This window comes from Geobacillus sp. PLS 41 (assembly GCF_056494105.1).
This window is the reverse complement of sequence record NZ_CM151395.1, coordinates 1,581,394-1,594,031: the sequence shown is the minus strand read 5'-3', so window position 1 is coordinate 1,594,031 and position 12,638 is coordinate 1,581,394. Positions and strand designations below refer to the sequence as shown.

Annotated in this window: 15 protein-coding genes; 3 read left to right on the top strand and 12 right to left on the bottom strand. The window is 55.1% G+C overall.

Translation table 11 applies throughout. From position 1 onward, the window contains the following. Positions 1 to 12: 12 nt before the first annotated feature. Both spoIIP and gpr read right to left on the bottom strand, forming a co-directional pair. A complete protein-coding gene (spoIIP, locus tag ACVX3G_RS07850; RefSeq protein WP_011231989.1) occupies positions 13 to 1,212 on the bottom strand; it encodes a stage II sporulation protein P in 1,200 nt (399 codons plus the stop codon). Positions 1,213 to 1,286: 74 nt separating this feature from the next. Then, positions 1,287 to 2,405 carry a GPR endopeptidase gene (gene gpr, locus ACVX3G_RS07845; protein WP_011231990.1) on the bottom strand — a complete coding sequence of 373 codons (1,119 nt, stop codon included), beginning with the start codon at positions 2,403 to 2,405 and terminating at the stop codon, positions 1,287 to 1,289. 182 nt (positions 2,406 to 2,587) lie between these two features. Here gpr and rpsT point away from each other — a divergent pair, with 182 nt between their 5' ends. Continuing rightward, on the top strand, positions 2,588 to 2,857 hold the full coding sequence (gene rpsT, locus ACVX3G_RS07840; protein WP_011231991.1) for a 30S ribosomal protein S20: 270 nt from the start codon (positions 2,588 to 2,590) through the stop codon (positions 2,855 to 2,857). Between the two features lie 71 nt (positions 2,858 to 2,928). On the opposite strand, the gene holA is transcribed toward rpsT, so the two are convergent. Then, positions 2,929 to 3,975: a DNA polymerase III subunit delta gene (gene holA, locus ACVX3G_RS07835; RefSeq protein ID WP_014196382.1), complete on the bottom strand. Its 1,047-nt coding sequence runs from the start codon at positions 3,973 to 3,975 to the stop codon at positions 2,929 to 2,931. A 284-nt stretch (positions 3,976 to 4,259) separates the two neighbouring features. Between holA and ACVX3G_RS07830 the strand changes: the two genes are divergently transcribed. Then, a complete protein-coding gene (locus ACVX3G_RS07830) occupies positions 4,260 to 4,394 on the top strand; it encodes a YqzM family protein (protein WP_011231993.1) in 135 nt (44 codons plus the stop codon). Positions 4,395 to 4,465: 71 nt separating this feature from the next. Here ACVX3G_RS07830 and ACVX3G_RS07825 read toward each other — a convergent pair whose 3' ends face one another. The 3 genes from ACVX3G_RS07825 to ACVX3G_RS07815 form a co-directional block, all read right to left on the bottom strand. After that, on the bottom strand, positions 4,466 to 6,715 hold the full coding sequence (locus tag ACVX3G_RS07825; RefSeq protein ID WP_020278364.1) for a DNA internalization-related competence protein ComEC/Rec2: 2,250 nt from the start codon (positions 6,713 to 6,715) through the stop codon (positions 4,466 to 4,468). Next, positions 6,712 to 7,182 (bottom strand): ComE operon protein 2, encoded by a 471-nt coding sequence (locus ACVX3G_RS07820; protein WP_011231995.1) that lies wholly within the window; start codon positions 7,180 to 7,182, stop codon positions 6,712 to 6,714. The genes ACVX3G_RS07825 and ACVX3G_RS07820 overlap by 4 nt, the downstream gene beginning before the upstream one ends. A 129-nt stretch (positions 7,183 to 7,311) precedes the next feature. Beyond that, positions 7,312 to 7,935, bottom strand: a complete 624-nt coding sequence (locus tag ACVX3G_RS07815; protein WP_479454602.1) for a helix-hairpin-helix domain-containing protein — start codon at positions 7,933 to 7,935, stop codon at positions 7,312 to 7,314. Positions 7,936 to 8,037: 102 nt separating this feature from the next. On the opposite strand from ACVX3G_RS07815, the gene comER reads away from it, so the two are divergent. Next, positions 8,038 to 8,856: a late competence protein ComER gene (gene comER / locus ACVX3G_RS07810; RefSeq protein WP_011231997.1), complete on the top strand. Its 819-nt coding sequence runs from the start codon at positions 8,038 to 8,040 to the stop codon at positions 8,854 to 8,856. Positions 8,857 to 9,227: 371 nt separating this feature from the next. Here comER and ACVX3G_RS07805 read toward each other — a convergent pair whose 3' ends face one another. The 6 genes from ACVX3G_RS07805 to aroE are packed head-to-tail and all read right to left on the bottom strand — an operon-like array spanning position 9,228 to position 12,625. Further along, positions 9,228 to 9,971 (bottom strand): class I SAM-dependent DNA methyltransferase, encoded by a 744-nt coding sequence (locus ACVX3G_RS07805; RefSeq protein ID WP_014196386.1) that lies wholly within the window; start codon positions 9,969 to 9,971, stop codon positions 9,228 to 9,230. Continuing rightward, entirely contained in the window at positions 9,968 to 10,324 is a 357-nt protein-coding gene (gene rsfS / locus ACVX3G_RS07800) for a ribosome silencing factor (protein ID WP_011231999.1), read from the bottom strand. Before rsfS ends, ACVX3G_RS07805 begins: the two co-directional genes overlap by 4 nt. Then, the gene (gene yqeK / locus ACVX3G_RS07795; protein WP_011232000.1) at positions 10,321 to 10,899 is read right to left on the bottom strand and encodes a bis(5'-nucleosyl)-tetraphosphatase (symmetrical) YqeK; all 579 of its coding nucleotides are present in this window, start codon (positions 10,897 to 10,899) and stop codon (positions 10,321 to 10,323) included. The genes rsfS and yqeK overlap by 4 nt, the downstream gene beginning before the upstream one ends. Beyond that, positions 10,808 to 11,458, bottom strand: coding sequence for a nicotinate-nucleotide adenylyltransferase (locus ACVX3G_RS07790; RefSeq protein ID WP_011232001.1), 651 nt, complete (start codon positions 11,456 to 11,458; stop codon positions 10,808 to 10,810). The genes yqeK and ACVX3G_RS07790 overlap by 92 nt, the downstream gene beginning before the upstream one ends. A gap of 39 nt (positions 11,459 to 11,497) precedes the next feature. Then, positions 11,498 to 11,791 (bottom strand): ribosome assembly RNA-binding protein YhbY, encoded by a 294-nt coding sequence (gene yhbY / locus ACVX3G_RS07785; RefSeq protein ID WP_014196388.1) that lies wholly within the window; start codon positions 11,789 to 11,791, stop codon positions 11,498 to 11,500. 3 nt (positions 11,792 to 11,794) lie between these two features. Continuing rightward, positions 11,795 to 12,625 (bottom strand): shikimate dehydrogenase, encoded by an 831-nt coding sequence (gene aroE, locus ACVX3G_RS07780; protein WP_011232003.1) that lies wholly within the window; start codon positions 12,623 to 12,625, stop codon positions 11,795 to 11,797. Positions 12,626 to 12,638 lie beyond the last annotated feature (13 nt).

Genomic DNA, 12,638 nt, shown 5'->3' with positions numbered 1-12,638 from the left:
AGTGACGCTCCTTTACTTTTTCTCCGCCGGAGCCGGCGCTTCGACTTTTTCCGCCTGCCAATAATAGTCGCTGAACACATCGGCCAACGCCGACACGGAACGAAACAACTCAGTAAACGTATTGTCAACACCGCCGACTTCAATTAAAATCGCGTTTTCCGATAAATCTTGATTAAACTTGCCGTTCGTCCCGGCTCCTTTTTTCTCGATCACCCCGCGGCTCAACCCTGGATATTTCTTTTGCAGCAACTGATGCAACGCGGTAGCCAGCTGCAAGTTTTTCTCGTATGTCGCGTTTTCTCCGCCAATAATGAATGCGACACGCGCATAATCAACGCCGTTGATCGTAGCCGTCGTATATTTCCGCCGCCGCGAATCGCGATGGATATCGATGAAGTAGTGCAAGTCACGATTTTGCTTCATTGCTGCGACCACTGTTTGGCGGGACATATCATACGATTGGGAGTATTTCATCCCTTTCTTTAACAATTCGCTGACAATGTCGATTTTGCTCACTTCAGCCCCGATGCCGCGCTTTTCCAGTTCTTCCGCTAACTTTTCCCCCACTTTTGTGATGTTGACCGTCGGGTGAAACGCCAAATCCGGGTCAGTGACCCCTTTGAGCGCCGGCAAAAACGACTCATGCGTATGGGTATTGTAAATGTAGACCACTTTTTTCCCTCCGGTCGTCTGCGATGGCGGGGGAACCGGTTTTTCATCTTCGTTCTTGTTTGCTTGTTCGAGTTCATCGACCGAGGCTTGCCGTTCCGCAAGCATCGCCTCAAGCGGCGGCGCTGATTCGTATGGCATGTTCGTATAATCCGTTCCTTCACCAGCGATGAGAATTTTGCTGTCATAAAGGGCAAAGCCCGGCAGCTCGCTGCCAAGCAGGCTGCGCGGGTCATCGGGATTGATGCTCGTCGCCAGGCGGAACAATAGCGATGAGTAATTCGTCTGCCGCCGATCTTTCGGCAGCAGCTGCGCAAAATATCGATTTTCCAAGGCGAACAGACGAATGAACGTCTCTTCCGGAAAATGGGCCGCCATATCGTTCAGCGATGATGACGACGGACGGTATTCCGGCCGCAGCGATGTGAGCGCTCCGACAAGCATAAACATCATCATGCAGCCAAGGATGATGAGCATCAACAGTTTCTTTATGCTGGCTCCTGGAATCGCGATCATGACGTTTGGGGAGCGCCATCGTTTCATATTCCCACCCTTTCCCGGCTTGTCTCCTCAGTTTAACGTATGGCCAAGCGGGAAAAGATAGAACTGTTTTTTGTCTAATGGGTGTAGGAGCCGACATTGCCTTGGTCGACTTGCCGATGCAGCGCCGCATTCAAGCCGCCGGCTAATAAGTTGGCCATATCGCCGATAAACGAATCGATCTCTTTTGGGGTCACCATCAAATTATGCCCAAGCGGCGCGAGCACTTCATAGATGAGGCGCCGCTTTTCTTCATCGCCAAGCGTGCCGACCATGCCAAGAAACGTCGACCGTTCTTGCGGCGACGGCATGTCTTGTTCCGTCAATTTTCGTTTGCGCCCAAACGTCCAGCCCGCCGGAGCGAGCGCGCTTGACGGCCGTTTCCCTTCGCGCATTTCGCGGCCGAAGTGCTTCAAAATGAAATCGATCGTGTCGCTCGTGATGGAGACCGCATCGACAACCGTCGGAACGCCGATCGAAATGACCGGAATGCCAAGCGTTTCATAGCTTAACTCTTTCCGCTTGTTGCCGACCCCGGAGCCAGGATGGATGCCGGTGTCAGAAATTTGAATCGTCGCGTTGACTCGTTCGATCGAGCGGGCAGCCAAGGCGTCAATCACAATGACAAAATCCGGCTTTGTTTTCCGGACGACGCCGTCGATAATGTCGCTCGTTTCAATCCCGGTCGTCCCCATCACCCCCGGAGCAAGGGCGCTCACCGGCCGGAAGCCTTCCTCGACGCTTTCCGGCTGCAGCTGGAACAAATGACGGGTGACAAGCACGTTTTCCACCGTGAGCGGCCCGAGCGCGTCCGGGGTGACGTTTTGGTTGCCGAGCCCAACGATCAAGCAGCTCGCTTGATCGGGAATGCGGAGCCGCTTGAAAAAGGCGCTGAGCTGCTCGGAAAAAATGCGCTGCACGTTTTGCTGCAGCTCGGTGTTTTGTTCGCGGATGCCTTGCGCTTCAATCGTCACGTAGTGGCCCGGCTTTTTGCCGATCGAGGCCGCTCCTTGTTCCGTGACATGCACATGCGACAGCTTGACGCCGTTGATCTCCTCGTCATGAATGATGACCCCCTCAATCGGCGCGGCGCTTTCTTGTTTTTGCTGCAAGCGCTCCTCGAGTGCGATCTCATGCGCTTCGATCGCTAAATCCGTGCGCACCGAGTACTGGCGTAAATCGAGCGGCTGTTCCATGTCGTTCCTCCCCATTTCTGCCGTTTTCTTTTATTGTCGCCGCAATCAGGCCCGGTCATTCATGTTTCGTAAAGGATTTTCGCTTGAACACTCTTGCATAATCCAAACACGTTTGATAGAATAACACTTGTTCTTCCTGTTGTTCACAACAGAAATAGGAATGGTAACGGAGGTGAACGAACGTGGCTAACATCAAATCAGCGATCAAACGCGCGAAAACGAGCGAAAAGCGCCGGGCTCACAACGCCTCGATGAAATCGGCCATGCGTACGGCGATCAAAAAATTTGAAGCGCTTGTTGAATTGAAAGACGTGGAAAAAGCGCGCGAGGCATTCATTATTGCGTCGAAAAAATTAGACAAAGCTGCAAGCAAAGGCCTTATCCATAAAAACGCCGCCAGCCGGCAAAAATCGCGCTTAGCGAAAAAATTGAACAGCATCCAAGCTTCCTAATCAAAAACGACCTGGCGCCAGGTCGTTTTTTTGTTTTTCTTTTGTTCACGGCAAACGGCCGGGCGATCGCTTCACCGCCGGCCGTGACGCCCCGCTTGCGCCGGGCGGGTGCCCCACCGCATCAGAAGCAGCTCAACGGCCAACCGGCGATCGACCGCTCCGCTTTTCACCTCGTAATCGGCGTCAGCGAGCTCGTTGATCGCCTCAGCAAGCTCTCCGTCAGCGAAGCGGGCCGCTTGAGCAAGAGCGAGCTTGACGCGGAACGGGTGCACCTTGAGCGCCGCAGCAATTTGCGCCTGCCCGTAGCCTAAGGAGGCAAGCCATTTCACTTGCGAAAGCAAGCGGAAATGGGCGGCGAGCAGCGCCAAAATTTTGATCGGCTCTTCATTGTTTTCAAGCAGATCATAAAACGTCTGCAACGCCGCTGGAATGTCGCGCTTCGCCACTTGCTCGACAAGCACAAATACGTTTTCTTCCGGCGTGCGGGCGACAAGCCGTTCAACCGCCGCCGCCTCGATGGTTCCGCCCGATCCGGCAAACAGGGCCAATTTATCGATTTCATTCGCCAAGGCGGAAAGCTGCGTCCCGGCCCGCCGCAACAGGACATCAATCGCCTCGTCGCTTGCTTGCGCCCCTTGGCTCTCGATGCGGCGCCGCACCCAGGCGCGCAGCTCCGCTTCGGCGAGCGGGGCGGCGATGACGACTTCGCTTTGCTCTTTGGCGAGCTTCGTAATTTTTTTTCGCTCATCAAGCTTCTCGTACGGCGCGAAAAAGACGACGATCGAAAACGGCGACGGCGCCTTCAAGTACGCCTCCAGCTTCGCCAAATCATGTTCGATCTCCTTCTCTTTTTCAGACGTGAAAAAATATGGATGCTTGATGAGGATGACACGCCGCTCGCCGAAAAACGGCACCGTCTCGGCCTCCTCAAGCGCCGCCTCGACCGGCGTTTCCTCGCAGTCGTACACAGCCAAGTTCCACTCCCGCTCCTCGGGGCCAAGCGCTGCGTTCACCAATCGCTCATACGTTTCCGTTAATAAAAACGGCTCATTGCCGTATAATAAATAAAGGGGAGAAAAACGCCGTTTTTCAATGTTTCCCCATACGCGTTCCAGCATGTTCCCGTCTCCATTCCCTAGCAAACGTCTCTGCTAGAAAAGATACACCGTTTTTCGTCATTTTACAAGGGAACCGGCTGCCGAAAAAACCGGTTCCCCTTTATATAAACGCCAGCCTATAAGTCCTAGGACCTTATTGGCCAGCGGGTTATTTTTATGTTTTCCCGGCTGTTTGAAAGTATTTGTGTCAACTGTTGTCAAGGAAGGAAAAGAAGCGAGCGGCGGTAGATTTTTCACGCGTTTTCGTCTATACTAAAAATGATTGAACGAGGAGGGGGAAAACGATGAACGTATTTGAAAAGGAAGTGCAAAGCCAACGAAATGACGCCGTCGATTCCGCCGTCGGATTCATCGTGTCGTTCGGCTTTTTCGCTACCATGTTCATCATCGCAACGTTGATCGAATTTTTCGGTCGATAAGGATTGCTTACATAAGCAATCCTTATTTTTTTGTTTCTGCTGAAACGTTCCGCTTTTTTGTGCACTACATCTTATGGTTTCATCACCTGAAAGGTTCCACCGTTTTCGTCATACACATAGCGAATGGCCCCGTTTTCATCCGTCCGCCAAATGATCGCCCGTTGTTGCCGAAGCCGCATAAGCACCTCGGGGGACGGATGCCCGTAGCGATTGTAGCGGCCGACGGAAATGATGGCCGCTCGCGGCTTGACCGTCCGCAAAAACAGCTCTGTTGTCGACGTTTTGCTGCCGTGGTGGGCGACTTTCAATACATCGGCGCGCAGCTCTGGATAAGCGCGGATGAGCGCCTGTTCCGCCTCTTCCTCGATATCCGCAGCAAACAGCCATGTCAAGCGGCCGAGGCGGGCAAGCAATACAAGCGAGCCGTTATTATCCTCATTGTTTCCCGCCTCCGGGTGCAATACGGAAAACGCGGCATCCCCCACCTTCCACCGATCCCCCCGCACGCTGGCGGCCACCGGCACAGAAAACGGGCGCGCCATCGCCTTGACGGCCGGCAGCGCTCCTGGGCTTGTGACAATCTTCTTGACGCGCACGGCTCCCATCACCTCGGGAGCAGCCCCGATATGGTCGGCATCATCGTGCGTCAAAATCAGTTGATCAAGCGTCCTCACCCCTTGGGCTTTTAAAAACGGCACGACAACGTCGCGGCCGACGGCAAACGGCCGAGACCGCTTGCGCCACGGTTCGCGCGCCCATTCCGGCGTCCCGCTGGTATCAATGAGATAGACTGCTTTTCGATAAGGGAGCTCAATATAAATACAGTCCCCTTGCCCAACATCCAATACCGTCACTTCCCCTTTCGGATCCACATACGGGGCGGCCAGCTGAAGCGCCGTCGCCGCCGCCACCGCTGTCAATCCGCGGAGCAGGCGGCCGCGTTCCCAATCCAAAAACGCCGCCGCGATGGCCGTCAGATAGCCAGCTAAGCACCACGGCCCCGGACGCCCGAGCACAAGCATAAACGAGTAATCGACCGAGAAAAAACGGACAACCGCGTCCGTCAGCTCAATGAGGCGGCTAAACAGCCAAATGAGCGGAGAAAAGGAAAAAACTGCGGATAGAAAAGCAATGGGCAAAATGACAAATGAATACCAAGGGACGAAGAAGACATTCAGCCCTATGCTCCAAACAGAAATTTCATAAAAATGGTAAAGCAAAATCGGCAGCGCGGCAAGCTGAGCGGCGAGCGCGGTCTGAAACAAGTTTTGGAGCATCGAACGAGCAGAGGCGAGCACCGACACATGGGCGAGAAGGGCAAACGTGACAAGAAATGATAGTTGAAAACCGACATCCCAAACCATATATGGGTCAAAGACGAGCAGGGCAAGCGCTGTCCAACTCAACGCATCCAGCGGATGGATCATTCCTTTTTTCCACTGGACGGCCAATACAATCATCCCGGTCGCACAGGCGCGCAGCACCGACGGCGAAGCGCCGGCGAGCACCGCATACATAGGCAAGAAAACGAGCAAAGCAAGCACGGCCGCTTCGCGCGTCACAAACCGAATGGCAGCGGCCAACGCAGCGCCGACAAGCAGGGTGACATGGCCGCCGGAAATGGCCAACAAATGGATGATCCCGAGCTGCTGGTAACCGCTAATCACTTCCTCGTCCAACGAGCGGCGTTCGCCATAAATGAGCGCAGCGGCGATGCCGGCCGCTTCCGGCGGAAACCGGGCTTCAATGCGGCGGACGCCAGCCTCGCGAATCGCCTCAAGCCGTTCGATGATGGTGGGACGGACACGCACGCAAGCGGAAAGATCGATCGCCTCAGGGAGAAAGAGCCAATGGATGCGATGGCGGCGCAAATAACGGCGGTAATCAAATGCATACGGATTGCTGGCTGGCATAGGGCGCTCGAGCATTCCGCTCAGCCGGCACACGACCCCGGGCATAAGACGCGCACGCAGCGCTTCTTTTTCCGCAGCCGTCCGAATAATGTAACGAAGCTGCACCCGCTCCTTGCCAGCTTGCACCGCCGCCTGCAATCGATCGCCGTCGATCGCCGGCGCGGCGGAAAAACGAACGGAAAGCGAATGACGGCCGCCGGAAAGGGAAGTTTTGTTATGATGGTCAACGATGAGAAAATAGACAAAAAAGAAGAGAGCTGCAACGAGAGCAGGAAGGAAACAGTGCGGCCGGCGGATGAAAAGAAGAAGGAGATAAATGATAAGGAGAAGACATGTGGTTTTGGACGGCGAGGCCGCCGCCACGGCAAAGAGCGCCGCCGCGGCGGGATAGACGGCTTGTCCTTTCATGCTCCCCCTCCGCCGCCGGAAAGCAAGGCGAACACATCCGTTTTCAGCGGCACTTGCACAAGCCGGACGCCAGCTTGAGCAAACAGCTCCAAGGCGTACGGGTGGTTTTTGTAGTCTTGGGCGTAATAGACAGCGCGAATGCCGCTTTGAATGATCGCCTTGCAACAATGCAAGCACGGAAAATGGGTGACATACATCTCGGCCCCCTCGGTCGGGACGCCGAACTTGGCGCATTGCAAAATGGCATTCATTTCCGCATGGATCGTCCGTACACAATGGCCGTCAATAACGTAGCACCCTTCATCGGTGCAATGGGCGCCCCCGGCGATCGAGCCGTTGTACCCGCCGGCGATGATGCGCTTATCGCGCACAATCGTCGCCCCGACCGCCAGCCTTGTGCACGTGCTGCGCAGCGCCAACAGATGGCTTTGCGCCATAAAGTATTGATCCCATGTGATGCGTTCCATTCTACGTCCCTCCGCTCGTTTCCATACTTTTAGTCTACCCGCCGCCGCCTGCCCCCGTCAACGCCGAAAAACGTCCGCAGCAGCCCTGATCCGCCCATAAACGAGAAGCATTGCGCTCCCCCGCCTCGTTTACGGCACAAGCAAATACGGTTTCAATTTCTCCAGCGTTTTTTCGCCAATTCCGGTTACATTCAACAAATCTTCCATCCGCTGGAACGGCCCGTGTTCTTCGCGATAGGCGATGATCGCTTTTGCCTTCGCCGGTCCGATGCCGGGAAGCTGCATCAACTCCTCTTCCGTCGCCGTATTGACCGCCACTTGCGGCCCGTCCCGAGCTCCATCGCTTGGAGACTTGCCGACGGCATCTGACGCTGGTGCGGCCTCGTCTTTTGCCGGCACGTAAATCATCATCTCATCGCGCACTTTTGCCGCCAGATTGATTTTCGTTTCATCCGCCTCGTCCGTCAATCCGCCGGCTAGGGCGATAACATCGCGAACGCGGGCGTCCGCCGCCACTTCGTACACTCCTGGCTTCGCGACCGCCCCTTTCACATCCACCACAGCGGTTTTGGGCGCCTCGTCCTTTTTTTCTTCCGGCCGGGCGGCATCCGTTTCAGCCGCCGCCGGCAAGACGACTTGCTCCTTTTCATCCGTCGGATGACGAAACACCCATAACCCCGCCGCCGCGGCAAACAACAAGAGCACCCCCGCTTTCCCATAACGTTTTCCAAGCTCCTGCACATGCTCCCACATACGATCCCATCCTTTCCATCTCCAGTCATAAACCGAGCCTTTTTCTCATACATATCGAAAAAGAGAGTTCCGGTGAACCAAAACCGGGAGGGGGGACAATGCATGAACATCGGCGTTATCGGCACGGGGAATATGGGCACCATCTTAATCGAAGCGTTCCTCGACTCCGGCGCCGTGAAAGCGGATCAGCTCGTCATAACGAACCGTACGCTTGCGAAAGCGTTCGCGATACAACGCGCGCATCCCGGCATTGCAGTGGTTGCCGATGCGGCTGAAGTCATCAAACAATCCAGCCTCGTCTTTTTATGCGTCAAACCGCTCGACATCCACCCATTATTGCAGCAACTGGCCCCGCACTGGACAAACGAACACTACCTCGTATCGATCACAAGCCCGATCAGCGTCGAACAGCTTGAAGCAGCCGTCCCTTGCCAAATCGTGCGCGCCATTCCGAGCATTGCAAACCGGGCGCTCTCCGGCAGCATCCTTGTCACCTTCGGCTCGCGCTGCTCAGCCGCCTGCCGGCAAACGATCGATGATCTTCTCCGGCGCATCGCCTCGCCGGTGTACATCGACGAGGCCATCACCCGCGTCGCTTCCGACATCTCAAGCTGCGGTCCAGCGTTTTTCAGCTATTTGCTTCAGCGCTTCATCGACGCCGCAGCGGCCAAAACCGCCATCACGAAGGAACAGGCGACGATGCTGGCGACCGATATGATCATCGGCCTTGGGGAACTGCTCAAGCGGAATCTGTACACATTGCCAACGTTGCAGGAAAAAGTATGCGTCAAAGGCGGCATTACCGGGGAAGGAATCGCTGTGCTGGAACAACGAATGAACGGCGTCTTTGAAGAAGTGCTGGCGAAAACACATGAGAAGTTTAAAGAAGATGTGGAGAAGGTGAAGCAACAGTTTCCTTGATTGATTTTCATTTGACAAGCAGCAGCGAAAATCCTGCTTCGTTCAACAAAAAAATGGACCCCAGCTTGTACGGCTGGGGTTTTCATATTTACGGATTTTTCGTTGGATTCCATCGTCGTTCAACCTTTTAGCTGTTGCTTGTTTTTATCTATATTGTTTCGATCCTCATTCGGCTATTGAGCCGGGCACAAGATTTCTTCCAATTACGTTTGGTTGACATTACACTCGTTTCAATCCTCAGCCAGCTATTAAGCCGGATGCAAAACGATAGAGCATTTTCCCTGCATGATTTTATGTTTCAACCAAAATCTCCCTAAATCTTCCTCATCCACGTTTCTTTTTATGATTTATGATTTCTCGCTCTTCGCCCCTCACCGCTTCCGCGCGACGAAAAACAACCGCTCCGCCGTCTCGGTCGGGGGCGCATCGGTGAAATCGGCGGTCACTTCAAGCACCTCGAAGCCAGCGGATTCGAGCCATCGCTCATAGACGGCGCGCTCGAACGTACGCTGTTCGTGCCATTCGTCGAAACGTTCGTATAGATCGCCGCGGCGGACGAAAAAGGTTAATTCATGCCCGACGCTGTGCGGCCAGTCAAGCGGATGGCACATCCATATGTAGCTGAGGTCGTCATCCTGGTCCGCAAACACGGCGTCGCGGAACAGGACGTCCATTTTGTAGACCGAATGGACATCAAACAAAAGCAGCCCGCCGCCGCCAAGGGCGCGGGAGACGGCGGCGAACGTCCGCTTCACATCCTCTTCATTCGTTAAATAGTTGAGAGCATCGCAAAACAGGAAGGCGCCATCCAGATCAGAAAACCCGTCGAGCTCCGCCATGTTTTGCTCGAAAAACGGCACCTCCACTCCCTCCGCTTCGGCTTTCGCCTGGGCGACGGCGAGCATATGTTCAGAGAGATCAACGCCGGATACTTGCCATCCGGCCTTGGCAAGGCGGATGGCAAGCTCTCCCGTCCCGCAGCCGATGTCAATGACCCGTCTCCCCGGCCGTTTGGTGTATTGGGCGAATGCCCGTTCAACAAACGATTGCCATGCGTCATACGGCGCCTCAGCCATGAGCGCATCATACCAGTCGGCGAAGCGGCCGTACGTCATGGCTGCAACACAGCCGCGACGTCTTCCGTCGGGGCGTCCCCCCAGAGCCGTTCGAGGTTGTAATACTCGCGCTCCTCTTTGGCAAAAACATGCACAACGATGTCGCCCAAGTCGACAAGCACCCATTTCGCCTCATGGAATCCTTCAACCCGCTTCACCACTAGGCCGTGTTCTTCCGCTTGGTCTTGAATTTCGCGGGCGATGGCCTGCACTTGTTTGTCCGAATTGCCATGGCAAATGACAAAATAATCGGCGACAAGCGAAATGCCTTTCATGTTCAAGACGACAATTTGTTCCGCCTTTTTATCATCCGCCGCGCGGACGACAAGCTGCAACGCCTCTTGTTCCGTCACCGTTTTGCTTCCCCCTTCACTTCACGCATGAGTGAATTGTACGCATGAATCGTATCTGGATAAATGAGCTGGCGCTTCTCAAGCAAAAACGCGATCGTATTTTTCACCGCCTGCAAAAGCGCCCGGTTGAGGTCTTCTTCCGCCAAGCGCCGTACGTCGTCGACGCCGGGGAAGCGGCGCCCTGGTTCAATATAGTCGGCCAAATAAATAATTTTTTCAAGCACCGTCATTCCCGCCCTCCCGGACGTATGGTAGCGAATGGCATCCAGCACCTCCGGATCGTCGATGCCGACTTCTGTCTGCACCAAATAGGCGCCAACGGGCGCATGCCATAGCTCACTGTTGTAAGCAAGCAAATCGTTGGGCATATTTTGCGCCAAAATGATTTGTTTCATTTCCTCGACCGGACGGAATTTGGCATAGTCGTGGAAAATCGCCGCCAGTTCCGCCTTTTTCGCGTCGGCGCCGTATTGCCTGGCGAGCTTAACAGCGGTCTCGACAACGCCAAGCGTATGCTCGTAGCGCTGCTCTGTCAGCTGTTGTTTCACGATCAGTAACGCCTGTTCTCGCTCCATATAGCCCCTTCTCCTCAATATAAAGTCTAACGCCTTCCGGCACAAGATAGCGAATCGTCTGCCCGTTCCGCACCCGCTCGCGGATGAGCGAGGAAGAAACGGCAAACTGCGGCGCCTCAACTTCGATGACCGGATACGGCGTTTCCATGGAAAACCCCGGCCGCTTGACGCCAACAAACGTCACCAACTCGATGAGCTCATCGATGCGGTGCCAATGGGGCAAATATTCGACCATATCGGCGCCGATGATGAAATAAAACTCGTCATTGGGATGCATCGCGACAAGCTGCCGGATCGTATCGTACGTATACGAAGGCCCTTCCCGCTCGAGTTCGATCGTCTCAATATGAAAGCGCGGATGGCCAGCCACTGCCAACTCGAGCATGCGCAGCCGGTCTTCGCTTTTGGTCACTTGTTCGTGCTGCTTATGGGGAGGAAGGCGGTTGGGCAGAAACCAAATTTCTGACAACTGAAGGGCGTCAAGCACTTCATTCGCCATGAGCAAATGACCGTAATGAGGCGGATCAAACGTGCCGCCGAAAATCCCGATTTTTCCCATCTTCTTTCCTCCCGCCGCCTGCCGTGGCTGCTCCCATTGTCAATCAGGCAGAACGATTTGTTTATGCTCCTTCGATTCTTTGTATAAGACGATCGTATTGCCGATCACTTGCACGACTTCCGCCCCCGTTCCAGCCGCGAGCTGCTCGGCGACGGTGCAGCGGTCTTCTTCACAGTTTTGCAAAACGCTCACTTTCAACAGCTCGCGCGCTTCGAGCGCCGCCGCAATTTGTTCGGTCATCGCTTCCGTCACGCCGCCTTTGCCGACTTGGAAAATCGGTTTCAAATGATGGGCTTGAGCGCGCAAAAACCGTTTTTGCTTTCCCGTTAGCATATGTTATCTCCTTAACGCTTCGATGACAAGCTGTTTCATCCGGTTGACATCCGGCCATTGGCCGGTCCACTTTTCGAACGCTAGCGCCCCTTGGTATACGAGCATGCCGACGCCGTTTTGCACACGGGCGCCGCGGGCTTTCGCTTCTTTCAGCCATTTTGTTTCCAGTGGATTGTAAATAATATCGGAAACGATCACCCCTGGGCGCAGCCGTTCAAGAGAAAGCGGCTGCACCTCGACACGCGGATGCATGCCGACAGAAGTGGTATTGATGATAATATCGTATTCGGCCAGCCGCGTTTCGGCCTCGGCGAGTGAAAAATACGCCGAGCGGCGCTCGTCCCCTTCGCGGACGAGCCGCTCCGCTTTTTCCACCGTCCGGTTGGCCATATCGATGCGCTCGGCTGCCGTCGACAGCAACGAAAAGTAAATGCCGCGCGCCCCGCCGCCAGCGCCGATCACCAAAATCCGCTTGCCGTCCAAGGTGATGTTCATTTCCTCTTCCAACGCTTGGACATAACCGAGCCCGTCTGTATTATAGCCGACGAGCCGGCCGTCGTTGTTGATGATCGTATTGACCGCCCCGATGCGGCGCGCATGTTCGTCCACTTCGTCCAAAAACGGAATGACCGCCAGTTTGTGCGGAATCGTCACGTTCACCCCGGCGATGCCGAGCGCCCGCACGCCAGCGATCGCCGCACCGACTTGCCCCGGTTCGACGGAAAACAAATGATAGCGCGCCGGAATGCCCAAACGGGCGAATGCATCATTATGCATGAGCGGCGACAGCGAGTGCTCGACGGGAAACCCAATCAACCCGTATACCTTTTCCACGTTTCTCCCCTCC

Excerpts from the sequence above, each read along its gene's own strand:
- ACVX3G_RS07830 (WP_011231993.1), top strand. The coding sequence starts at position 4,260 with ATGAACGTATTTGAAAAGGAAGTGCAAAGCCAACGAAATGACGCCGTC.
- yhbY (WP_014196388.1), bottom strand. The coding sequence starts at position 11,791 with ATGCTAACGGGAAAGCAAAAACGGTTTTTGCGCGCTCAAGCCCATCAT.
- spoIIP (WP_011231989.1), bottom strand. The coding sequence starts at position 1,212 with ATGAAACGATGGCGCTCCCCAAACGTCATGATCGCGATTCCAGGAGCC.
- gpr (WP_011231990.1), bottom strand. The coding sequence starts at position 2,405 with ATGGAACAGCCGCTCGATTTACGCCAGTACTCGGTGCGCACGGATTTA.
- ACVX3G_RS07825 (WP_020278364.1), bottom strand. The coding sequence starts at position 6,715 with ATGAAAGGACAAGCCGTCTATCCCGCCGCGGCGGCGCTCTTTGCCGTG.
- ACVX3G_RS07805 (WP_014196386.1), bottom strand. The coding sequence starts at position 9,971 with ATGACGTACGGCCGCTTCGCCGACTGGTATGATGCGCTCATGGCTGAG.
- holA (WP_014196382.1), bottom strand. The coding sequence starts at position 3,975 with ATGCTGGAACGCGTATGGGGAAACATTGAAAAACGGCGTTTTTCTCCC.
- yqeK (WP_011232000.1), bottom strand. The coding sequence starts at position 10,899 with ATGGAGCGAGAACAGGCGTTACTGATCGTGAAACAACAGCTGACAGAG.
- ACVX3G_RS07790 (WP_011232001.1), bottom strand. The coding sequence starts at position 11,458 with ATGGGAAAAATCGGGATTTTCGGCGGCACGTTTGATCCGCCTCATTAC.
- ACVX3G_RS07820 (WP_011231995.1), bottom strand. The coding sequence starts at position 7,182 with ATGGAACGCATCACATGGGATCAATACTTTATGGCGCAAAGCCATCTG.
- ACVX3G_RS07815 (WP_479454602.1), bottom strand. The coding sequence starts at position 7,935 with ATGTGGGAGCATGTGCAGGAGCTTGGAAAACGTTATGGGAAAGCGGGG.
- comER (WP_011231997.1), top strand. The coding sequence starts at position 8,038 with ATGAACATCGGCGTTATCGGCACGGGGAATATGGGCACCATCTTAATC.